General features: G+C 69.6%; 20 protein-coding genes and 1 pseudogene. 7 read left to right on the forward strand and 14 right to left on the reverse strand.

What is annotated here, in order from left to right:
* Window positions 1-19 precede the first annotated feature (19 nt).
* Both lipB and ON41_RS08635 read right to left on the reverse strand, forming a co-directional pair.
* Window positions 20-655, reverse strand: a complete 636-nt coding sequence (gene lipB, locus ON41_RS08630) for a lipoyl(octanoyl) transferase LipB (protein ID WP_063709850.1) — start codon at window positions 653-655, stop codon at window positions 20-22.
* 19 nt (window positions 656-674) lie between these two features.
* A complete protein-coding gene (locus ON41_RS08635; protein WP_040746711.1) occupies window positions 675-1022 on the reverse strand; it encodes a DoxX family protein in 348 nt (115 codons plus the stop codon).
* A gap of 168 nt (window positions 1023-1190) precedes the next feature.
* Between ON41_RS08635 and ON41_RS08640 the strand changes: the two genes are divergently transcribed.
* Window positions 1191-1703: a mycothiol transferase gene (locus tag ON41_RS08640; protein ID WP_040746884.1), complete on the forward strand. Its 513-nt coding sequence runs from the start codon at window positions 1191-1193 to the stop codon at window positions 1701-1703.
* On the opposite strand, the gene ON41_RS08645 is transcribed toward ON41_RS08640, so the two are convergent.
* From ON41_RS08645 to ON41_RS08655, 3 genes are all read right to left on the reverse strand, one after another.
* A complete protein-coding gene (locus tag ON41_RS08645) occupies window positions 1684-2811 on the reverse strand; it encodes a DUF475 domain-containing protein (RefSeq protein WP_040746712.1) in 1128 nt (375 codons plus the stop codon). The two genes, ON41_RS08640 and ON41_RS08645, sit on opposite strands and share 20 nt — an antisense overlap.
* A gap of 169 nt (window positions 2812-2980) precedes the next feature.
* Window positions 2981-3568, reverse strand: a complete 588-nt coding sequence (locus tag ON41_RS42475; RefSeq protein ID WP_174411309.1) for an aggregation-promoting factor C-terminal-like domain-containing protein — start codon at window positions 3566-3568, stop codon at window positions 2981-2983.
* A gap of 130 nt (window positions 3569-3698) precedes the next feature.
* A complete protein-coding gene (locus tag ON41_RS08655) occupies window positions 3699-5318 on the reverse strand; it encodes a DUF885 domain-containing protein (RefSeq protein ID WP_040746713.1) in 1620 nt (539 codons plus the stop codon).
* Window positions 5319-5473: 155 nt separating this feature from the next.
* Between ON41_RS08655 and ON41_RS08660 the strand changes: the two genes are divergently transcribed.
* Together ON41_RS08660 and ON41_RS41450 are read left to right on the forward strand one after the other, a co-directional pair.
* Window positions 5474-6307 (forward strand): SAM-dependent methyltransferase, encoded by an 834-nt coding sequence (locus tag ON41_RS08660; protein WP_040746715.1) that lies wholly within the window; start codon window positions 5474-5476, stop codon window positions 6305-6307.
* Window positions 6308-6341: 34 nt separating this feature from the next.
* A pseudogene (locus ON41_RS41450) lies at window positions 6342-6542 on the forward strand (amidohydrolase family protein); the annotation flags it as partial.
* A gap of 24 nt (window positions 6543-6566) precedes the next feature.
* On the opposite strand, the gene ON41_RS08665 reads toward ON41_RS41450, so the two are convergent.
* Complete coding sequence (locus ON41_RS08665; protein ID WP_040746717.1) at window positions 6567-8300, reverse strand: thiamine pyrophosphate-dependent enzyme; 1734 nt, start codon at window positions 8298-8300, stop codon at window positions 6567-6569.
* Window positions 8301-8390: 90 nt separating this feature from the next.
* Window positions 8391-10163, reverse strand: a complete 1773-nt coding sequence (locus ON41_RS08670; protein ID WP_083905221.1) for a BCCT family transporter — start codon at window positions 10161-10163, stop codon at window positions 8391-8393.
* A 581-nt stretch (window positions 10164-10744) separates the two neighbouring features.
* Between ON41_RS08670 and ON41_RS08675 the strand changes: the two genes are divergently transcribed.
* On the forward strand, window positions 10745-11872 hold the full coding sequence (locus ON41_RS08675; RefSeq protein WP_246829476.1) for a lipase family protein: 1128 nt from the start codon (window positions 10745-10747) through the stop codon (window positions 11870-11872).
* Between the two features lie 6 nt (window positions 11873-11878).
* Here ON41_RS08675 and ON41_RS08680 read toward each other — a convergent pair whose 3' ends face one another.
* Window positions 11879-12469, reverse strand: a complete 591-nt coding sequence (locus ON41_RS08680; protein ID WP_040746719.1) for a TetR/AcrR family transcriptional regulator — start codon at window positions 12467-12469, stop codon at window positions 11879-11881.
* Window positions 12470-12588: 119 nt separating this feature from the next.
* Here ON41_RS08680 and ON41_RS08685 point away from each other — a divergent pair, with 119 nt between their 5' ends.
* Window positions 12589-14163: an FAD-dependent monooxygenase gene (locus tag ON41_RS08685; protein WP_040746889.1), complete on the forward strand. Its 1575-nt coding sequence runs from the start codon at window positions 12589-12591 to the stop codon at window positions 14161-14163.
* Window positions 14164-14202: 39 nt separating this feature from the next.
* Here the strand turns inward: ON41_RS08685 and ON41_RS08690 are convergent, their stop codons facing one another.
* On the reverse strand, window positions 14203-15057 hold the full coding sequence (locus ON41_RS08690; protein ID WP_040746720.1) for a 3-hydroxyacyl-CoA dehydrogenase: 855 nt from the start codon (window positions 15055-15057) through the stop codon (window positions 14203-14205).
* A gap of 94 nt (window positions 15058-15151) precedes the next feature.
* Between ON41_RS08690 and ON41_RS08695 the strand changes: the two genes are divergently transcribed.
* Window positions 15152-15685, forward strand: a complete 534-nt coding sequence (locus ON41_RS08695) for an LOG family protein (protein ID WP_040746721.1) — start codon at window positions 15152-15154, stop codon at window positions 15683-15685.
* Between the two features lie 3 nt (window positions 15686-15688).
* Here the strand turns inward: ON41_RS08695 and ON41_RS08700 are convergent, their stop codons facing one another.
* From ON41_RS08700 to ON41_RS08720, 5 genes are all read right to left on the reverse strand, one after another.
* Window positions 15689-16240: a hypothetical protein gene (locus ON41_RS08700; protein ID WP_373281327.1), complete on the reverse strand. Its 552-nt coding sequence runs from the start codon at window positions 16238-16240 to the stop codon at window positions 15689-15691.
* Entirely contained in the window at window positions 16237-17355 is a 1119-nt protein-coding gene (locus tag ON41_RS08705) for a hypothetical protein (RefSeq protein ID WP_040746722.1), read from the reverse strand. The genes ON41_RS08700 and ON41_RS08705 overlap by 4 nt, the downstream gene beginning before the upstream one ends.
* A 24-nt stretch (window positions 17356-17379) precedes the next feature.
* Window positions 17380-17781 carry a FixH family protein gene (locus ON41_RS08710; RefSeq protein WP_040746724.1) on the reverse strand — a complete coding sequence of 134 codons (402 nt, stop codon included), beginning with the start codon at window positions 17779-17781 and terminating at the stop codon, window positions 17380-17382.
* A complete protein-coding gene (locus tag ON41_RS08715) occupies window positions 17778-19223 on the reverse strand; it encodes a DUF8832 domain-containing protein (RefSeq protein ID WP_051161113.1) in 1446 nt (481 codons plus the stop codon). Before ON41_RS08715 ends, ON41_RS08710 begins: the two co-directional genes overlap by 4 nt.
* Before the next feature lie 190 nt (window positions 19224-19413).
* The gene (locus tag ON41_RS08720) at window positions 19414-20055 is read right to left on the reverse strand and encodes a TetR/AcrR family transcriptional regulator (RefSeq protein ID WP_040746726.1); all 642 of its coding nucleotides are present in this window, start codon (window positions 20053-20055) and stop codon (window positions 19414-19416) included.
* A gap of 159 nt (window positions 20056-20214) precedes the next feature.
* Here ON41_RS08720 and ON41_RS08725 point away from each other — a divergent pair, with 159 nt between their 5' ends.
* Complete coding sequence (locus ON41_RS08725) at window positions 20215-21147, forward strand: oxygenase MpaB family protein (protein WP_040746728.1); 933 nt, start codon at window positions 20215-20217, stop codon at window positions 21145-21147.

A 21147-nucleotide genomic window follows, 5' to 3' on the forward strand; every position in this document is an offset into this window, starting at 1 on the left:
CGTCGGGTTGCGGAATCCCCTAACTCCCCTCGAACGCCTCCGCCACCACCGCACGCACCTGATCCATTGTCGCGGAACCGGTTTCGCGCCGGACCGAGGTCATATCCACCTCGGGGAGGCCGCAGGCTACGGCCCACTGCCAGGGCTCGAGGTCGCCGTCGACGTTCAGGGCGAAGCCGTGGCTGGTGACGCCGCGGCTCTGGCGCATGCCGATGGAGACGATCTTGCGGCCGGTGCCGGATGTCCAGACGCCGGTGAGCAATTCGGAGCCGGGCGGGGTGTCGCGGCGCTCCGCGGCGACGCCGAGCGTGGCGAGCGCGGCGACCAGGCGGTGCTCGACCTCGCGGATGTAGTCGACCACGCCTTCGCCGGACTGCAACCGCACGATCAGGTAGCCGACCAGCTGGCCGGGCCCGTGATAGGTGAGCTGGCCGCCGCGGGTCGTCTCGACCACCGGAATGTGGTGCGCCGGATCGGGCAGGTGCTCCAGCGGGGTGCGGCGGCCGATGGTGTAGACCTGTGGATGGCTGAGCAGCCACAGCGTGTCGGGTCGTTCGTCACGCTGCCGCTGCTCGACCATCTCGGCCATGCGCTCCATGGCCTTGTCGTAGTCGACGAGTTCGTCCCGCATCACCGTCAACGGCCTGGACCTCATGCTCCGACAATACCGATGTTCAGACCGTCAGTTGCAGGGCCAGGGCGGCCGCCGCGGGGAGCAGGTACAGCACCGGGAACGGCGTGGTCCTGTACGAGCGGGCGCGCAGCGTCGTGACGACCGCCCCGGCGAAGTACAGGATCAGGCCCACCGCCGCCGCGATGCCGACGACCGGCACGAACAGGCCCGCGATCAGGCCGAGCGCCCCCGCGCCCTTGGCCGCGCCGAGCGGATTCCACCACGACCGCGGCACGCCGTACTGCACCAGCGGCTCGACCACGAATGCCTTGCGGGCGAGCAGCGAATACGAGGAGAAGCCGATCCACAGGGCGGCCAGGACGGTGACGATGTAATAGGCGGCGGTCATCGGGATGCCTTCCTTCTCAACCGGTTTCGATATCCGGTTCGGAGTGTTCGAAGGGATGACGACACAGCCCGCGCGAGTGTGACATCGCCGCGCCGGGAGGTTCGCCGCGACGTGTCGGTGGGTCCGGGTACCGTCGGGTTCGAGACGACCCCCGGGGAAGGAGTTTCGATGGCGACGAGCGCAGAGGTGCTGATCGACGCGTACGAGCGGATCCAGCAGGTGGTACACGGGGCGGTGGACGGCCTGGACGAATCGGCGCTGACCTACCGCGTCGATCCGGCGGCGAATTCGATCGCCTGGCTCATCTGGCATCTGGCCCGCGTCCAGGACGACCACATCGCCGATGCGGCGGGCGTGGAGCAGGTGTGGACGGCCAAGGCATGGTACGACCGGTTCGGGCTGTCCAGCGGCGACCTCGGCATCGGCTACGGCGACAGCGCCGGCGAGGTGGCCCGCATCCAGGCTCCCGCCGAGGTGCTGACCGGATATTTCGACGCCGTCCACGAACAGACGCTGGGCTTTCTCCGCGGGCTCACCGACGCCGACCTGGACCGCGTCGTGGACACCCAGTGGGATCCGCCGGTCACGCTCGGCGTGCGGCTGGTCAGCGTGATCTCCGACGATTTACAGCACGCCGGTCAGGCCGCCTACGTGCGCGGGATCATCCTGCGGACGAGGTAGCCGCGGTTAGGTCGTCGTCGTGCTCCGAGGGCGCGTCGCCGCCCGAGGCGCGGCGGCGCCGGTTGTAGACCACACTGCTCAGGAAGGCCGCCACGATGATCGTCACGCCGATCAGGCCGGTGGCGATCTCGTTGAGGTGATGCCCGGTCGAGTACAGCAGCACGACGGCGAGGGCGCCGATGGCCCAGTGCGCGCCGTGCTCGAGGTACACGTACTCCGACAGCGTGCCCTGCCGGACCAGGTACACCGTGATCGAGCGGACGAACATGGAGCCGATCAGGCCGAGGCCCAGCGCGATGATGATCGGGTCGGCGGTGATGGCGAAGGCGCCGATGACGCCGTCGAAGGAGAACGACGCGTCCAGCACCTCCAGATAGAGGAAGCCGAAGAAGGCCGCCCGGCCGGTGGCGAGGACCAGGGGCCCGGGCCCGGATCGCTCCTCCTCGTGTTCGCCGTCCAGCGCCTCGCTCAGGCCGTTGACCAGGATGTAGGTGACCATGCCCAGCGCACCCGCGACCATGACGACGTCGGCCCGGTCGTCGGCGGTGATGAAGCCCGCGGCCGCCACGAGCGCCAGCAGCGAGATGACGGTGGGGAACATGGGGAACCGGCCCAGCCGCGCCAGCGGCCGTTCCACCCAGCTCAGCCAGGTGATCTCGCGGGAGCTGCAGATGAAGTCCAGGAACAGCATCAGCAGGAACATGCCGCCGAACGCGGCGATCTTCGGATTGGCCTCGTTGAGCAGCGTCTCGTAGCTCGGCCGGCCGTCGGCGAAGTACGCGGCGCCGTCCGGCGGGGGCTCGAGCGCCAGCTCGAACGCCTTCAGCGGATCGAGGTGGGCGCTGATCGCGACGATGACGAGCGGGAAGACCAGCCGCATCCCGAATACCGCGATGAGCACGCCGACGGTGAGGAACATGCGTTGCCAGAACGCGCTGAGCCGCTGCAACACGCTGGCGTTGACCACCGCGTTGTCGAACGACAGCGACACCTCGAGGACGCCGAGTATCGCCGCCAGGACCAGCGCCTCGGGCCCGCCGTAGATCAGCGCGGCCACCAGCGAAACCACGGTGACGATGAACGACAGGGCGAACACACGCACGAACATGCCGATGCCTTTCGCAGTAGCCCGACACCCGCGGGGGTCTTGGATCTCCACGAGTAGCGGCAGCCAGAGTGCCCGCAACCCTGACTCGATTGTTGCAGCCGAATGGAAGAAACGACAATCGGTACAGGTTGCAAACCCGGGCCAGCCTACCTGGAACCTGTATTCGCGATCAGTACCAGCCGTGGGACTGCCAGAACGCCCACGCGCCGTCCGGGCTGCCGTAGCGCTGATTCATGTAGTCGTATGTCCAGCGAATCTGCGTGACCGGATTGCAGCACCAGTCCGGACCGTGGGTGCCCATCTTGTACGCGGGCAGCGCCTGTCCCAGCCCGTAGGCGCCCGATTCCTTGTTGACCGCGAACACGTTCCAGCCGCTCTCGCGGGTGATGATGTTGTCGAAGGCCGGGAACTGATGCGGCGGGACGAGGAAGCGCGCCATGGTCTTCGGCGCGAACCCGAGGGCCGACATGACGACGCTCGAGCCCATTCCGGCCAGGTTGGGGATGACCGAGGATCCGGCCGGGGTGCGCCCCGCGCAGATGTCCGGGCCGGGCGAGCGGACCTCGGTGAGCAGATCGTCGGGAGATACCGGGATGTTGGGGTCCCCGATGGCCGCGCAGGCGGGCCCGCCGGGATCGGCGAGCAGGTCGTCGTCGGCGGCGGCAACGGCGGCGCACACCGTCAGCGCGGCGGCGAGCAACACCGCCGCGGCGGCCGTTCCGGCCCAGCGCATGGTGCGAGAACTCGGCTGCGGCATCGCGAGCACGCTCCTTTCGCGTCGGCCCGAAAAGCCGATTATGCGAATAAAAGCAAACCATTAGTTATCGATGCGCTTGGAGATGCTGCCCGGCGTGTCCGTGTGGCAAATCACAGACTGCACAGTCGGTTCAAAGATCGTCCATGCCCAGCAGGGCCCGCAGATGCCGCGGTGCGGGCGACCCGTGCGCGAGCATGGCGTCGTGCCAGCCCCGCACCGAGACCGCGGCGGGCCGCGCGTCGGCGATCGCGGACATCTCGGTGTAGCCGACGAAATAGGTCGACAGCTGGGTGGAGCTCAGTTGCGCGCGCCGCCATTTGCCGGCGGCCTCGCCCTCCTCCTGGAAGCCGCGGCGCACCATCAGGTCCATCGCCTCGGCCTCGCTCAGGCCGTCGCAGTGCACGCCCTGATCCAGGAGGGCGTTGATGGTGGTGCGCAGCAGCGACTTCAGCCGCTGCAGCCGCACCGGCACGCCGCCGAAGCCGCGCTCGGACATGAGCCGCTCGGCGTACACGGCCCAGCCCTCGATGAAGGTGCCGCTGGCGCAGACGGCGCGCGTGGCCGTCGAACCCCGGAACCGGCGGGCGTGCGCGAGTTGCACGAAGTGCCCGGGGACCGCCTCGTGGACGGTGAGATTGCGCAGCATGTGGTTGTTGTACTCGCGGTAGAACGACGCCACTCGCTCCTCCGGCCAGTCGCCCGGCGTCGGCGCGATGGCGAAAAACGTCGGCAGGTCGCCGGTTTCGAGCGGTCCGACGGGATCGCAGTAGGCGACGGCCACGCCGCGGGCGAATTCCGGCATCTCCTGGACGACCAGGGTGTCGTCGAGCTGGGTCACCAGATCGTGTGCGGTGACGAAGGATCGGGCCTCGGCCAGCGCGGTTTCGGCCACGCCGACGACGGTGCCGTCGTCCGGGCGTTCGGCCGCGAGGCGGGCCAGCGCGGTGCGCACGGTGTCGTCGTCGGGGCTCGTGACGCCGAGCAGTTCGCCCGCGGCGCAGCGGATCTCGTCGGTGATCAGATCGAGATGGCGGCGGGCGCGGTCGAACAGGTCGGCCGCGCCGAGTTCGGTGTCGAGGGTGTGCCACAGCTTGGCCTCCCACAACCGGCGGCCCAGGCGCGGATCGCGGGTGGACCGGTCGAGCCGGTCGGTGAGCCAGCCGGTGAACTCCTCCAGCGCCGCCACCGCGTCCGTGACCTCCGGCCCGATATCCGCGCCCGGCACCTGCGCGGCGAACGCGGGCGCCTGCTCGCGGACCAGGCCGGCGACGCCGTCGAACTGCCCGATCGCGGTCTCGACGTGCACCCGCGGGCACTCGCCCAGCACGGACCGCGCGGTGGCCAGCGCGTCGGGCAACGCCGAGAGCCGGGCGCGGAGCAGTTCCAGCCGCTCGCCGGCCGGGGCGAACGGCCGCGCCAGCAGGCCGTACAGCAGCGGTCCCGGGTTGTGCGACAACGGATTCCACTCGTGTTCGCGCAATTCGGTGAGCGCGAACAGCCGCCCGTCGACCTCCTGCTGCAACAGCGCGTGATCCACCCGATCCTCGGGCGGCAGGTCCGGTTCGTCCACCTCGGCCAGCGCGTGCGAGGCGTCGCGCAGCATCGCCGCCTGTTCCCGCACGGCCGCCGGTGACCAGTCCGGCAGCCGGTCGTCGGCGCGGTGGTCGCCGGCGAACGCCGCGGTGGCCGGATCGACGGCCAGCACCGCGTCCACGATCCGTTCCGCCCGCTGTACGAAGGACTCCGACATGGCGGCCACCGTACCTGCCGTAGCATGGCCCTCGCCCGGCCCGGTGGGGTCGGGTAGCGACGCTCAGAACCCGAAATGTGCGGTACCGATCCGAAATCCGTACGAGTGCGAGAAACTCGGTGTCGGAAGCCGAACCCGGATGCCAGGGAGTAGCGATGTCTCACTCTTCTGCCGCTTACCCCAGCGCCGTGCCGGTAGGGGTGGACACCACCCGCGCCAGTATCGCGCGTGTCTACGACGCGGCTCTCAACGGCAAGGACAACTTCGAGGTCGACCGGGACGTGCTCGCGCAGGTGCGCACGGTGGCCCCCCAGGTCAACGATTTGGCTTGGGCCAACAGGGATTTCCTCATCCGGTCCTGCCGCTTCCTGGCGCAGCAGGCGGGTATCGAACAGTATCTGGACCTGGGCTCGGGCCTGCCGACGGCGGAGAACACCCACCAGGTGGTGCAGCGCATCCGGCCCGCGGCGCGGGTGGTCTACGTCGACAACGATCCGATGGTGCTGGCGCACGCGCGGGCGCTGCTCGAGGAGAACCCGGACACCAGCATCGTCACCGCCGACATCTTCCGGCCGCTGGAGGTGCTCGGCAATCAGGCGGTGCGCAGCGAACTCGATTTCGACCGGCCGATCGGGCTGTTCCAGATCGGAACGCTGCACCACTATTTGGACGACGACGGCGCGGCCCTGATGCAGACCTATATCGATGCGCTGCCGTCCGGATCCTATGTCGCGATCGCCCACTTCTACGATCCGCAGACGCCGGAGTTCAGCGAGCTGGCGCAGCAGATGGAGGAGAAGTTCGTGCACAGCCCGATGCGCAGCGGGCGGTTCCGCACGCGCGCGGAGATCCAGTCGTTCTTCGGCGACCTGGAGATGGTCGAGCCGGGCCTGGTGCTGTGCGACGACTGGTGGCCGGACGGCCCGCGACTGTCGCCGCTGTCCCCGGTGCGCAACTGCATCGTGGGCGGGATCGGCCGCAAGAAGTAGGTCTCCGCCCCGGGACGGTACCCGCGGGGTGGTTGCCTATCGGTCCGAAACCCTCGACGCCGCATGGCAATTGCACGTCGACCGGGACACCGGCAGCCTCGAGGAGGGTAAGTACGCCGACCTCGTGATCCTCTCCGCCAACCCGCGCACCACCCCCGCGGACCGTCTGCGCGACATCACCGTGGACGCGACCTACCTCATGGGCTGCCAGACCCACGGAGAAACTCCGCAGTGACGAAACCTGTTCGGGTGGTGTGGATTACAGGAGGCGGATATTGCGTGCGGCCGTCTCCACCACCTCGTCGAAGTGGCCGTGGAGGGTCTGCTTGGCGAGACTGAGGGTGAAACCGGTCGCGGTCTCGGCCGGGACGTGGGCCGGGATCGCCAGGGCGTACTTGTCGACCAGGACGTCGAGGACGAACGGGCCGTCCTGGTGCGCCAGTGCGGTGCGGACGGCCGCGCGTAGCTCGCCGGGGTCCTCGACGCGAATTCCGGTGGCGCCCATGGCCTCGGCGACCTTGGCGAAGTCCGGGTTGCGGAAATCGGTGCCGTAGGGGACCAGCCCGGCCTCCTGCTGCTCGATATTGACGAAGTCGAGCATGCTGTTGTTCAGCACCACGTGCACGACCGGCGTCCGGCGCTGCACCTCGGTGAGCAGGTCGCCGAGGCCGAGCATGGTGAAACCGCCGTCGCCGCACAGCGCGATGGTCTGGCGTCCGGGGAAGGCCAGCTGGGCGCCGAAGGCGTTGGGAGAGGCGTTGGCCATCGACGCCCACGAGAACGAGCCGAACATGCGGCGATTCGGCCCGTAGGTGATGTAGCGGGCGGCCCAGATCACGGCCGTGCCGGTGTCGACGAAGAACAGCGCGTCGTCGGCGGCCTCCTGATCGAGGACGGTGGCGAGGTACTCCGGGCGGATCGGCGACAGGTCGGGGCCCTTGGTGACGTAGTGCTGCATCTGCTTGTGGAAGTGCTCGGTGTGTTCGACGCACTTCTTCAGGAAGCGGTCGTCGTCCTTCCGCGCGACCAGGGGCAGCAGCGCGTCCACCGTCGCGCCGACATCACCGACCGCGCCCAGTTCCAGCGGGACGCGGCGGCCCAGATGCCGTGCGGTGCGGTCGATCTGGATCACCTTGACCTCGGAGTGCGGCAGGAAGTTCGCGAACGGGAAGTCGGTGCCCAGCATCAGCAGGACATCGCACTTGTTGACCGCCTCCCAGCAGCCGCCGTACCCGATCAGGCCGGTCATGCCCACCGCGTTCGGGTTGTCGTACTCCAGCCACTGCTTGCCCTTCAGCGAATAGCCCACGGGGGCATGCAGTTTCGCCGCCAGTTCACGCACCTGCGGCCCCGCGTCCGCGCAGCCGTCACCGCCGAAGATGGCGACCTTCTCGGCGCCGTCGATCAGCCCGGCCATCGCGGTGAGATCCGCGGGGGCGACCGGGCCCATGCGCGTGGCCGGAACCGGGACGCGCAGAGCGACTTTCGGTGCGTCGCGGGTGGCCACGTCGCCGGGGAGCGAGACGACGGTCGGGCCGTGCTCGGCCAGCGCGATCGTCACCGCGCTCCCGACGACGTGCGACAGCTGCGCCGGATTGGAGATGCGGCCGATGTACAGCGCCGCGGTGTCGAAGAACTTGTACGGATTCAGTTCCTCGACCGTATTGCTGTCCAGCACAGCGGTTTCCGTATCCCCGGCGATCGCGATGATCGGGGCGCCCTCCTTGCGGGCGTCGAGCAGGCCGTTGATCAGGTGTGCGACGCCGGGTCCCGCGGTGCCGCAGACCGCCACCGGACGCCCCGTCAGGCACGCCTCGGCGACCGCGGCGAAGACGCCGTACTCCTCGTGCCGCACGTGTACGAAGTCGATGGACCCGTTGCGGTGCATCGCATCGATCACCGGGTTCAGCGCGTCACCGACGATGCCGTAGCACCGCCGCACCCCGGCCGAAACCAGCATCTCCCACATGCCGTCCGCGACGTTCTTCGCCATGGCTGCTCCCTCGTTTTCCTGGTGGATTACGTGGTGGTGCAGATATGCAGACCGCTCGGTCGGGATATTACCGGCCGGAAAACGGGTGGGTTAGGTGGGCTTTGCCGTGTCGGGAGTGTCGGCGGCTGACTCCTCGGACTTGTCAACCCCGGGCGTGCCGTTGTCGCCGTTCTCCACCGGCTCCGTGACCAGGCCGAACTCGCTCTCGTGCTGTTCGCGGCCGGCGAGGACGGCGTTCTCGATCAGCAGGGCGCCGTGCTGTTCGCGGAGGATGACCGGATCCGACCGGACATCTCGGTACAGCGCCACGCACATCAGGCCCATCACGACCGCGAACGGCAGGGATACGACGGTGGTCAGGGCCTGGAGGCCGTTCAGGGCGCCGTCCAGTTTGTCGGCGTCGGCGATGACCAGCATGATGGCGGCGACCGCGCCGGTGGCGGCGCCCCAGAAGGTCACCGTCACCTTGGACGGTTCCAGGCTGCCCCGTTCCGACAGCGTGCCCATCACGATGGACGCCGCGTCCGCGCCGGAGACGAAGAAGATGGCGACCAGCACCATGACCAGGGCCGCGGTGGCCGAGGCGATCGGATAGTGCTCGAGCAGGTGGAACAGCGCGAAGTTGGAGTCGACCGAGCCGTTCTCCTCGGTGAGGTCGTGGCTCTCGCGCTGCTGGAAGATGGCCGCGCCGCCGAAGATGACGAACCACACCAGGCTCACCAGGCTGGGCACCAGCAGGACGCCGGTCACGAACTGCCGGATGGTCCGGCCGCGGCTGATGCGCGCGATGAACATGCCGACGAACGGGGTCCACGAGATCCACCACGCCCAGTAGAAGATCGTCCACGACGACAGCCAGGCCTTCTCGTCGTCGCCGCCGAAGGCCGCGGTGCGCGAGGCCATCGCGGGCAGTTTGGCGACGAAATCGCCGAAGGTAGTGGGCAGCAGGTTGAGCATGAACAGCGTCGGGCCCAGCACGAACACGAACAGCGCGATGATCAGGGCCAGCACCATATTGATGTTCGACAGCCACTGGATGCCGCGATCGATGCCGGAGATCGCCGACGCGATGAACGCGATGGTCAGGGCCGTGATGATCAGGACCAGGCCGACCTTGCCGATCGAGTCGACCCAGTTGTTGAACTCCATGCCCGCGCCGATCTGCAACGCGCCCAGGCCCAGCGAGGCGGCCGAGCCGAACAGCGTCGCGAAGATCGCCATCATGTCGATGATGCGCCCGATCGGGCCCTTGGAGTGGCGGCCCAGGATCGGCCGGAACACCGCGGAGATGAGCTGCGAGCGGCCCTTGCGGAAGGTGCCGTAGGCGATGGCCAGGCCGGCGACGGCATAGATGGCCCACGGGTGCAGCGTCCAGTGGAACAGCGTCTGCGCCATCGCCGTCTCGGCCGCGTCGTCGGTCTGGGCCTGGGCGGTGCCCGGCGGCGGTTTCACGTAGTGCGTGAGCGGTTCCGCGACGCCCCAGAACATCAGGCCGATACCCATACCGGCGCTGAACATCATGGCGATCCAGGACACCGTCTTGAACTCGGGTTCCTCGTCGTCGTCGCCGAGCGGGATCTTCCCGTATTTACTGGCGGCCAGCCAGATCACGTAGACGACGAATGCCGACGCGATCAGGACGAATAGCCAGCCGGTATTGGTAATGACCCAGGATTGCGCATCCGATGCCGCGGACGCCAGGCCCGACTGGTCGAGGATGCCCCAGGCGACAAACGCCAACGAGCCGATTGCGGTAACGCCGAAAACCAACCGATCCAAGCCGCTTTCACGACGCGGCTTCCGGATGGGTTTCGCGGCGGTGCCTTCTGATCCGTCGGATTTGGGGTCGCTGTCTATCGACATCAGATCCGAGTCCTTTCAGAGCATGGGCGCACGCTTGCTCAGCCCCCATTACTGGTTTGAGCAACCGTACAGCGTCCGAGGCGGTGATGCAGGGGGTACCGCTACCTCCGCGGGGGGTACGAGTGGACTACGCTGGCCCGATTCGGCGGTGGCTAACCGTGCAGCCGGTGTGTCGGGCACGGTCGAATGCGTGTCCTACCAGTGCTGACCGCGCTGTGTACAACCATTTTCGAGTAGCAAGCTATCTTTCCGGAAACTTGTGATTTCGGGCGCGAACAGTGAGTTCGAGGGCCGCCGGAACAAGGTTTGGCGGCGTATGATTTCGGGTATAGAGATCGCGGAATTCTCGCGGGTTACGAATCCGGATTGCCGCCGTGTAACCGAATCCGATGACCGTGATCGGATCGTGCGCGACGATATGCCCGCCGGTGCCTCGTATTCCGGTCTCCGCTGTGCCATCATGATCAGGGGGTATCCCCCGTGGCACCGGAGCCGACGTCGGCCGGAACGTGTTGCGACAGTTGTAGAGTGGGTCGGATCGGCGCAGTCGGCTTGCCCGCAGGTCGAAAGGCGGGTCAACGGTGACCGCACATATCAGCGCAGGCCCGGTGGCCGCGATCGGCGAGGCGACGCCCGGCCGATTACTCGAAGCCCGGCCGATGCGGGCGTACCTCGTTCCGGGAGTGAAACTTCCGGCCCGCGCCTGGTGGATCCGCTACAGCTCGACCTCCGCGCACGGTGAGCCGACCGAGGTGACCGGAACGGTCCTGGTACCCGAGGCGCCCCACGAGGACGGCCCGCGCCCCCTGGTCGGTTACGCCGTCGGTACCCAGGGGCACGCGAACATCTCGGCGGCCTCCTGGCAGCTGCGGCGGGGCGTGGAATACGAATCGCTGTTCCTGGTCCGGGCGCTGCGCCGGGGCTGGGCGGTCGCCATCACCGACTATCCGGGGCTGGGTAACGCCGGCTCGCATCCGTACGTGATGGGCCGCGCGCTGGGCCCCGCGGTGCTCGACAGCATGCGGGCGGCCCGGCAGCTGAGCGAGGCGGGCCTGGAACCCGGCGGGCCGCTGGGCATCTTCGGCTACTCCGAGGGCGGCTGCGCCGCGGGCTGGGCCTTGCAGTTGCAGCCCGGATACGCGCCGGACCTGCCGCTGGACGGCGGCGCGGTCGGCTCCGCGCCGGCCGACCTCGAGGCCATGTTCGAACATCACGACGGCGGCCGGTACGCGTTCCTGCTGTTCTACGCGCTGCTCGGCATCGATGCCGCCTATCCGGAACTGAAGGTCCTGGGCCTGCTCAACCCGGTGGGCCGCGCGCTGGCGGAGGTGCTGCGCCGCACCCACATCCTGCCGGGCGCGGCGCTCGGCATCGGCAGCAGCATCGTGCTGCCGACCCACTCGGCCCGGTACGTGCGGCGCTCGCCGCTGGAGGTGCCGGAGGTGCTGGCGCGGATCCGGGAGGGTCGCCTGGGCGATATGGCCCCGGCCACGCCGGTCCTGCTCGCGGGCGGCACCAAGGAGCAGATCGTGCCGTTCGAGCAGATGACCGCGCTGTACCGGGACTGGCGCGCCCTCGGCGTCGACGCCACCTTCGTGACCATGCCGCGCGAGCACATCGGCGGCGCGTTCTCCTTCGCGCCCAAGGCCTTCGAGTTCCTCGCCGCGCGCTTCGCCGAGCGGGCCGTGGTCCAGGAGCGCACGGCCTGACCGTTCCTAGCGCGCGTCCCGCGCGGGCAGTCCGTGTTCCAGCAGATCGAAGACGGCGTCCAGGGCCGCGCGCGGATCCGGTTGGGACCCGGCGAATTCCGGGATCTCCAGGACGTAGCGGGCGGCGGCCAGGGCGGTGACATCGCCGGGCGGGCGGCCGAGTTCCGCGGCGATGGCGGCGGCCAGATCGGCCTCGCAGCGGATCCACAGCTTGCGCGAATAGTCCCGCAGGGCAGGCGTATTCATGATCAGCTCGGTGCGTGCGCGCAGATCGGGCGTCGGGTCGGTGACGAACGGGCCACGGCCCGACATGAATTCGCGCAGCGCCCCCATGACGGACTGCCCGGCGGGCCGGTCGCGGACGGCGGCGAGCAGGCTCTCGCGGCGCTCGACCCCGTCGTCGAACATCAGCGCCTCTTTGCCGTCGGGCACGTGTTTGAAGACCGTGGGCACCGAGACGTCCACGACATCGGCGATCTCCTTGACGCTCACCTGGTCGTAGCCCCGCTCCAGGAACAGCTGCCGCGCGGCCTCGGCCAGCGCGCGGCGGGTCTGCGCGTTCTTCCGCTCCCGGCGGCCCGCGGTCGGCGTGGTCATGGCCACACCCTAGCAGATTCCTTTAGTGGAATAATTTCTTAAGTCAGTTGTGTTTTTGAGTGAGTCATGGTTTTCTCGAAGGGTCGCACGACCCCGAACCATCGGAAGGAATGATCACGATGACCTCGACACACGACATCGACACACCCGTTCTCGTCGTCGGCGGGAGCCTCGTCGGCCTGTCGGCCGCGGTATTCCTGGCCTGGCGCGGCGTGCCCACCGTGGTGGTGGAGAAGCACGCCGGCAGCGCGGCGCATCCGCGGGCGATCGGCTACACCACGCGCACCCTGGAGTTGTTCCGCGCGGTCGGCCTGGACTCGGCCATTCCCGTGATTCCCGGCGACAGCAAGCCGCCGGGTCGCGCCCGGGTGGAGAGCCTGGCCGGACAGCGGATCACCGAATATCCGTGGACTCCGCCCACCGACCGGCCGAGGCTGGAGTACTCGCTGTCGAAGGCGATCGCGGTCGCGCAGGATCGGCTCGAGCCGCTACTGCGGGCGAAGGCGCTCGAACTCGGCGCGGACCTGCGGCCCGGGACGACGCTGCTGGGCCTGGCCCAGGACGTTGACGGCGTCACCGCCACCGTGCGCCGCGCCGACGGGCAGGAGTACCGCATCCGCGCGCGGTACGTGATCGCCGCCGACGGCGCCCGCAGCCCGATCCGGGAATCCCTGGGCATCGGCCGCGACGGAAGGGGCCTGCTGTCGGTGCAGCGCAGCGTGCTGTTCCGCGCCGATCTGGACGAGTATCTGCGGGACGGCATCGTGCAGTTCGAGATCGACCAGCCGGACCTGCAAGCCTTCCTGACCACCTACTCCGACGGGCGCTGGGTGCTGATGGCGCCCGGCGACTACGACCGCGAGGAGTCCGAATGGCGCGGCCTGATCGAGAAGGCGATCGGGCGCACGGATCTCGACATCGAGATCCTCACGACCGGCCGCTGGGAGCTGGCCGCGCTGATCGCGGACCGGTTCTCCGACGGCCGCGTGTTCCTGGCCGGGGACGCCGCGCACCAGCTGCCGCCCAACCGCGGCGGGTACGGCGCCAATACGGGTATCGAGGACGCGCACAATCTGGCGTGGAAGCTGGCGGAGGTGCTCGCGGGCCGTTCGGACCCGAGCCTGCTCGGCACCTACGACGCCGAGCGGCGGCCGATCGCGCTCCTGCGCCACGAGCAGATCTTCGCCCGCGCCGACTACAAGGCCCACCTCACCACCGACGCCCCCGCCGCCGAGGTCATCGACGACGACGCCATGGAACTCGGCCAGCTCTACCGCTCGGCCGCGGTCCTGGGCGCGGGCCCGGAACTGCCGCGCGCGCAACGGCCCGAGCAGTGGGCCGGGCAGCCCGGCACCCGTGCCCCGCACGTCCGGGTGCGCGCCGGTGATCGCGAGATCTCGACGCTGGATCTGTTCCAGCGCGGCTGGGTGCTGCTGTCGGAGGACGCGGACTGGTCCACGACCGCCGCGGCCGCCGCCGACAAGCTCGGTCTCGAGGTCACCTTCGTGCACATCGGCGTCGATGCCGAACCCGTTGACCCGCAAGCGTTCCGGGACTTCTACGGCATCGGCGCGAACGGTGCGACCCTGGTCCGCCCGGACGGATACATCGCCTGGCGCACCACCGACCGTCCCGCCGATGCCGCCGGAGTGTTCGTCGCGGCGCTGGCCGAGGTGTCCGCAGCCGTGTCGTAGTTCTGGTTCCGGCCAAGAACGTGCCGGAAAAATGTGGGGCTAGTAGTGGTAGAAGCCCTCGCCCGTGGCGACGCCGAGGTTGCCCTTGTCGATGTAGTTGTCCTTCAACCACTTCGCGAGTTGCTGCTCGTTCTCGCCGCCGTTGGCCAGGATGTTGTACGGGGTGGTGAGGCCGATGATGTCGAGGATCTGGAACGGGCCCATGGGGGCGCCGGTCGCGATGCGCCAGGTCTTGTCGACGGCCTCGGGTTCGGCGTAGCCGCCCGCGGCGAGCGCGATACCGGAGTTGAGGAACGGCACCAGCAGCGAGTTGAGGACGTAACCCGCCTTCTCCCTGTGCAATTCGATCGGCACCATGCCGATATCGGTGGCGAAGTCGACGACCGCGCGGTACACGGCGGGATCGGTGTCGGCGGTGCCCATGACCTCGGCGGTGTTGAACTGCCACACCCGATTCGCGAAGTGCAGCGCGAGGAATCGGTCCGGGCGGCCGGTGAAATCCTTCATATCGCTCGGTAGCAGGGTGGAGGAGTTGCTGGCGAAGATCGTCCGCTCGGGCGCGGCCTCGGCGAGCTTCTCGTACGTCTCACGCTTGATCGAGAGCACCTCGGGCACCGCCTCGATCACCAGGTCGGCATCCCGGACCGCCTGTGCCAGATCGGAACTCAGGGTGATCGCGGACTCGGTCCGCTCGGCCTTGCCGTCGCCCGCGCCCGCGACCTCCGCGCGGTAGGTCGCGGCGAGTGTGGTGAAGCGGTCCTTCGCACCGGCCAGGGCCTCGTCGCTGATGTCGTAGGCCGTGACGTCGAATCCGCTGAACGCGGTCTGGAACGCGATCTGGGAGCCCAGGACTCCGGTTCCCAGGACGGTAACCTTCCGGATGTCGATGGTCATCGAGCACTCCTCTCGGGGACGCTGTGGGTACCGAGCAACATCAACTGCGCACACTAGCCGGGGGACGGGCCCGCACCGCCGATACAGTGGCCGCATGGACATCTGTGTCTTTCTGTCGGCCGCCGACCTGGACGATCGCTACACCGCGCCGGCGCGGGAGTTCGCGGAGCTGATCGGCAAGGGCGGGCACACGCTGGTGTGGGGCGGTTCCAACGTCGGGCTGATGAAGGTGGTGGCCGACGGCGTGCAGGAGAACGGCGGGCGGCTGGTCGGGGTGTCGGTGGAATTCCTGGCCACCAAGGCCCGGCCGGATGCCGACGAGATGATCATCGCGGCGGATCTGGCGGAGCGGAAGGCGCAGCTGCTGGCCCGCGCCGACGGCGTCGTCGTCATGGTGGGCGGCACCGGCACCCTGGACGAGGCCACCGACATCCTCGAGCTGAAAAAGCACGGCCTGCACCGCAAACCGGTGGTGCTGCTGAACACCGAGGGCTTCTACGACGGGCTCCGGCAGCAGTTCGAGCGGATGGACGCGGAGGGTTTCCTGCCGATCCCGCTGGCCGATCTGGTCTACTTCGCCGCCGACGGCGCCGACGCCCTGGCCTATCTCGAGGACGCCGCCGGCTAGGCGTCACGCCGCCGCGACGGGCTCGCGGTCAGTCCGGCGCGTGCGACGCCAGACGTAGGCCAGGAAGATCACCAGGCCGATGAGCGGCAGCGAGCTCAGCGCCCAGCTGATCCCGAGCGGCGGCCCCGGCTGCTGGAGCACCGGGAGGTCGCGCAACTCGCCGACGCCGTGTCCCTGCGGCCCGTCGATCTCGAAGCGGTAGGTCCAATTCCCTTCCTGGTTCAGCGATCTCACGTCCAAGCCCCACACGTCGCGCTTGCGGGGGTGGCGGGACAGCGCCTCCGGGCGGTAGGCGCGGCCGTCGGGCTGCGTCTCGACCAGGGTGCCGGACTTGTCCTCGATGCCGCCGTCGGGGACGAAGGTGAAGTCCAGCGACTGCAGGGCGCGCAGCGGCCACGTGCTGAATCCGACGGTGATGCCGTACGGGCCCGCCTGCACGCGCTCGGTGTGCACGATGTCGACCGGTTCGTAGGCGGCCGCGGTCCCGGCCGGGATGGTGACCAGGCCGAGCACGGCGAGCAGCGTCGCGGCGGCCGACAGCAGGCGGGGGATCACGCGTGCGCTCCTTCCGGGGCGGCGAGGCGCAGCATGGCGCCGAACCGCCGGCCGAGGTATCCGCCGAGCGCACCGAGGACGGCCCCGGCGATCGCGGTGGCGACGACGACCACCGCCCCGGGCATCCGGGTGTCGTGGATCCACGCCGTCTGCACGGGTGCGCAGAGCGCGATGATCAGCCCGGCTAGCCCGCCGGCCAGGGTCGGCCGCGGCCATCCGGACGCGTTGCCGCGCAACGCGAGATCGACGACGACGCCCACCGGCACGAGACACAGCGGGACGAGGGCCGGGGTGGACGGGACGATCTGGATGTTCTCGCGCATCGGCAGCCCCACGGCATCGGCGTACGCCTGCGCCGCCCAGGGCGCGAACCACCAGAACACGCCTTGCAGCAGGGCCGCGCAGGCGGCCGTGACGGTCGCGCCCCAGCGGAGGAATCCGGCCCCCGCGAGCAGCAGCATCACCACGATGAGCGCGGTGACCGCCGTCGTCCACCGCACGGTGCCGGTGGACAGCTGCTTCACCGCCAGCGCGGTGATCACGCTCGACACGATCAGATGCCCGAGGCTCGCCAGGGTGCCGAGCCGGCCCCACAGGTGCTCGCGCGCGGCGGCGAACACGATCACCGTGCCCACCGAGGTAGCGGTGCTGGACAGGAACAGCCCGATGTGCGGCGGCGAATCGATGACCGCGTCGAAGCCGTAGAGGCTGTGCCACCACAGATCCCAGAGCCCGTACAGCAGGAACGAGGCCGCGCCGAGGCAGGTGACGAGATAGCCGAGCGGTGCGGTGAACGTCCGGCCGAACACGCCGATGCCCGGCCCGCCGAGTTCCGGATCGACCGCGCGGCCCGCGCGACCGGCCGAGGTCGTGGCGAGAATGACCGCGAGACCGGTGCATCCGGAGATGGCAGCACTGGCGTAGATGAACAGGTGCGGCAGGGTGAAGAACGTGTCCGGGCCGACGTCGGAGTGCCACTGGATATCCCAGGTGGCGCCGATCGCCCAGGTCATGGTGGCCGCGAACAGGATCGACGCGGGTAGCCAGGGCCGGATGCCGGTGGTTCGGGCGGCCGCCGGCGCCGTGACGCCCGCCGCGGAGACGGTCATATCCATGGGTCGTTACTCTCTGTGCGGTGTTCAGGTGGCCTGGACGGAGAAGGTGGCGGTGCCGGTCCCGGCCGGGCCGGACAGGTCGACGGTGATCTCCCACTGACCGGACATGGGCAGCTCGACGGTGGCGCGGTAGCGGCCCGGACCCATCGCCTCGGCCGGGGCGGGCGGGACGGCGTGACCCATCTGCGGCATCGCGGGCGCGACGGTCACCCGGGTCGGTTCCGCCGGTGCGCTCTGCCGGTCGGTGACATCCAGATCGACGGTGTTGGCTCCCGGACGCAGCGGCCCCGCCAGGCGGACGAGGTACGGCCCGGCGGGGATGCGCGCCTGTGCGTCGCCGCCGCTCTCGGGCCACCATGCCCACGCCGCGACCCCCGCGATCACCGCCGCGACCGCGACGACGACGAGAACGACACGGCGATTCATTGCGGCGCACCTGCTTTCACCTCGACCACGGTGGGCGCGGTCAGCACGGAGTATCCGCGTTCGGCCTGGGCCCACACCAGATAGCGGCCGGGCAGCGGGAAGGTATAGGTGAACGAGACGTCGGGCCCGTAGGCGGCGACCGTCTCGTCCGGCGGTTGCGCGCCCGGGCCCAGCATCGGCGCCATGGCGTGCGCGTGCGCCCAGATCGGCGCGGAGGCGGCGGCCGTCCCCGGCGATGTGCCCTCCGGCAGCGGCCCGACGGCGATGAGGTGGCCGTGCATGCCGAGCCACAGTTGCAGATCGGCCGGACCGCCGAACCGGGCGGTGAGGGTGGCCGGGACGCCCGCGACGAGATCGGTTGCGGTGAGCGTGTTTTCGGTGGACCGGGAGGTCGTGTCGGTAGGGCTCATCGCGGGGGCCTGCGCGAATGACGTACCCCGAGTGGGTGTTCCGGAGACGTGCATCGCCGAACGCAGCATCTGCACACCACCGCCCCGGCGGGACACCTCGGCCGCGACGGCGTAGTCGCCGGACTCGGGAAGCGCGAGCCGCACCTGGTAGACGCCGGGCGCTGTCCGGATCGGATGCCGGTGCCAGAACTGCCCGGACGGCCCGACGATCATGAGATGCACCAGTGCGTCGTCGGCGACGAGCAGATCGTCGACGGGACGGCCGGTCGCGCTGTCGGTCAGCGTCAGGGTCACGTCGGTGCCACCGGCCGCGGCCTGCGTGCGCACGGTCAGATTGGCCGGTGGCCGTGAGTAATTCGTCGTCAGGGGGAGATCGCGCTCGGGATAGGGATCCCCGGCGGTGCCGGACGTGGGATCGAGCAGGCTGCCCGCCGGACGCGGCGGCGGGGCCTGCGAAGACAGCGTCGCCCCGGTGACGCCCACCGTCAGCGCCGCCACCATCGCGCCCGCGGGCAGCAGCGTGATCCAGCCCCGCTTGGACACCAGCGCCGTGCCGACCGCCACCAGCAGCAGCCCGCCCGCGGCGAAGAATCCGCCGTACGCGGCCCGCTCCCACGGCGTGACGACCTGCGCCGCGACCACGAACGGGATGCGCGCGGTGCGCTCGCCGTCGGCCACGGTCAGCTCCCAGGGCCCGGAGTGGTCCACGCGCAGCGTCGCCGGATACGGCCCGGCGCGGTCGCCGAGATCGACGGTCGCGGACGACCCCGATCCCGCGCGATCGACGGGCATCGCGGTCAGCGCGAGAGTGCCCGGCGCGGAACCGGCATGGGTGACGACCTCGACCCGCAGCGGCCCCGGCACCGGTTCGGCCCGCCGCACGATCACCGTCAGCTCCCGATCGCCCAGCGATTGCGCCACAGCCAGATCCGCGCCCGACGCCACGCCGTCGGCCCGCGCCACCGCCCCTCCGGCCAGCCCGACCAGCAGACATACGCCCGCCCCGGCCAGCACACGACGTAACCCACTCATCTCAGTGAAGTCTGCGCATCCGCACCGCCACGGCGCCCCCGCGCCCCGCCGACACCCGGTGAACCCGCACGGTCGAGCGACGAACACGGACGAGGCGAGATGTCAACGGCGGCTGCACCACACCGATTATGCCGCGCCCTCACCCACCTTTCACTGGCCGATTCCCGCTACCCAAGGGAACGTGGGTGTGTCAGGGGCGGAGGAGGAGGCCGACGATGGAGCGGACGAAGGACTCGAGGCGCTCGCGCGGGTATTCGGCGGGGTCGGCCACGGCCAGTTGGCCGAGCATCTCGGCGATGGTCAGCAGGGCGTTGGCCAGGAGGGCCGAATCGATGTCCGCCCAGCGCGGGTCGAGAGCGGCGCCCATGTGGATCAGGGCCACGGCCTGGTCGAAGATGCCGGTGCGGGAACTGCGCAGGGCGGCGCGGTATTCGTCGGGCGCGCTGCCGGGAGTGGCGAGGATCAGGCGCCAGCGGGTCGGATTCGCCAGCACCACACCGACGAACGTCTCGACCGCCGCCGAGGCCGCGACCACGGGATCGGCGCCGGCCAGGTCGGCGGGGAGCGTCTCGGCGACCTGCTCGAGTCCCCGCTCGCGCTCGCGCTCGACGAGTGCCCGCACGAGATCGGCGCGCGTCTTGAACACCGTGTACAGCACGGGTTTTCCCACGCCCGCCTCCTGGGCGACCGCCTCCATGCTCAGCTCGTGCAGGTCGGTGCGGCCGAGGACAGCGAAGGCGGCGTCGAGTACCTGTTCGCGGCGCTGCTCCGGGGGCAGGCGGGGCGCGTAGCGGCGGCGGGGCCGATCGGTCGCCGCGCGCGATTTCGTCACTGCTGTTCCACCTCCATCCGGGGCCCATGGTGTCAGCTGCCCGGCCGGGCCGGTCAACGCGTCCCGATTCGAATATTACGCGTGCGTTGTATTCGAGCCCCGCAATTGCTACGGTGGCGTTGTATTCATTACGGGGGACAGCGCACGAAGGAGGAGCCGATGGGCTTCGATCCGACCACACTTCGCCGCGACGACTACGGGTTCTTCGGGCCCGGATCGCCGAGCTGGAAGGTCTGGACCGCGCCGACCGCTGTGATCGGCTTCCAGCGCGCGGTGGTGCTCGAGCATTTCGATCCGTTCCTGACCGCGGCGGTCGCCGACTCGCGCGGGATCTACACCGATCCGCGCAGCCGGCTCGACAACACCTTCGCCTACTTCCTGATCGTGGCGGTCGGCGACGGGCGGACCGCGATCCAGGCCGCGGAACATCTGATGCGGGTGCACGCCCCGATGACCGGTATCGAACCGATCAGCGGCAAGCGCTATGCCGCGAACAGCCCGGAGACCCAGCTGTGGATCCACCTCACCGGCTGGCATTCGGTGCTCAAGGCGTACGAGGAATTCGGGCCGGGCCTGAGCCCGGAGGAGGAGGCCCGCTTCTGGGAGGAGTGCGCGATCGCCGCCGAACTCCAGACCTGCCGCCCCGAGGACGTGCCGCGGACACGGGACGGGGTGCGCGAGTACTTCGAGCGCGTGCGCCCGCGGCTGTGCACCTCCGAGCGCGCCGAGGAGGGCATGCACCACCTGCTGTGGACCTCGCGGGCCAACGGCTCGGGGTGGTCGTACTACCTCGGCAGCCGGCTGCTGTCGCTGGCCTCGGTCGCGATCACGCCGCGCTGGATGCGCGCGCTGGGCAACTACGACCGGCCGGGCATCGTGGACCTCGCGATCAAGCTGCCCGCGCGGATCATCGTCTGGCTGGCAACCCTGTTCGGCTCCTTCGGCCTGATCAAGGGCGCACCCCTGATCGCCCCGATGGCCGGCCGGATCCTCGCCCAGCACCTGGCCATGGAAGAGCCCGCCGAACCCGTGACCATCACCCCCGCCGCGGCTCGCGCCCGATACGGCCTGCACGGTGCGCAGGCGAGTTAG

Source organism: Nocardia transvalensis NBRC 15921, assembly GCF_000308875.1.
GTDB lineage: Bacteria > Actinomycetota > Actinomycetes > Mycobacteriales > Mycobacteriaceae > Nocardia > Nocardia transvalensis.

Coding starts and splice junctions, on each gene's coding strand:
- lipB (WP_063709850.1), bottom strand. CDS start 655: ATGAGGTCCAGGCCGTTGACGGTGATGCGGGACGAACTCGTCGACTAC.
- ON41_RS08655 (WP_040746713.1), bottom strand. CDS start 5,318: ATGTCGGAGTCCTTCGTACAGCGGGCGGAACGGATCGTGGACGCGGTG.
- ON41_RS08680 (WP_040746719.1), bottom strand. CDS start 12,469: ATGACCACGCCGACCGCGGGCCGCCGGGAGCGGAAGAACGCGCAGACC.
- ON41_RS08640 (WP_040746884.1), top strand. CDS start 1,191: ATGGCGACGAGCGCAGAGGTGCTGATCGACGCGTACGAGCGGATCCAG.
- ON41_RS08710 (WP_040746724.1), bottom strand. CDS start 17,781: ATGAATCGCCGTGTCGTTCTCGTCGTCGTCGCGGTCGCGGCGGTGATC.
- ON41_RS08690 (WP_040746720.1), bottom strand. CDS start 15,057: ATGACCATCGACATCCGGAAGGTTACCGTCCTGGGAACCGGAGTCCTG.
- ON41_RS42475 (WP_174411309.1), bottom strand. CDS start 3,568: ATGCCGCAGCCGAGTTCTCGCACCATGCGCTGGGCCGGAACGGCCGCC.
- ON41_RS08705 (WP_040746722.1), bottom strand. CDS start 17,355: ATGGATATGACCGTCTCCGCGGCGGGCGTCACGGCGCCGGCGGCCGCC.
- ON41_RS08635 (WP_040746711.1), bottom strand. CDS start 1,022: ATGACCGCCGCCTATTACATCGTCACCGTCCTGGCCGCCCTGTGGATC.
- ON41_RS08715 (WP_051161113.1), bottom strand. CDS start 19,223: ATGAGTGGGTTACGTCGTGTGCTGGCCGGGGCGGGCGTATGTCTGCTG.
- ON41_RS08665 (WP_040746717.1), bottom strand. CDS start 8,300: ATGGCGAAGAACGTCGCGGACGGCATGTGGGAGATGCTGGTTTCGGCC.
- ON41_RS08670 (WP_083905221.1), bottom strand. CDS start 10,163: ATGTCGATAGACAGCGACCCCAAATCCGACGGATCAGAAGGCACCGCC.
- ON41_RS08695 (WP_040746721.1), top strand. CDS start 15,152: ATGGACATCTGTGTCTTTCTGTCGGCCGCCGACCTGGACGATCGCTAC.
- ON41_RS08645 (WP_040746712.1), bottom strand. CDS start 2,811: ATGTTCGTGCGTGTGTTCGCCCTGTCGTTCATCGTCACCGTGGTTTCG.
- ON41_RS08725 (WP_040746728.1), top strand. CDS start 20,215: ATGGGCTTCGATCCGACCACACTTCGCCGCGACGACTACGGGTTCTTC.
- ON41_RS08685 (WP_040746889.1), top strand. CDS start 12,589: ATGACCTCGACACACGACATCGACACACCCGTTCTCGTCGTCGGCGGG.
- ON41_RS08660 (WP_040746715.1), top strand. CDS start 5,474: ATGTCTCACTCTTCTGCCGCTTACCCCAGCGCCGTGCCGGTAGGGGTG.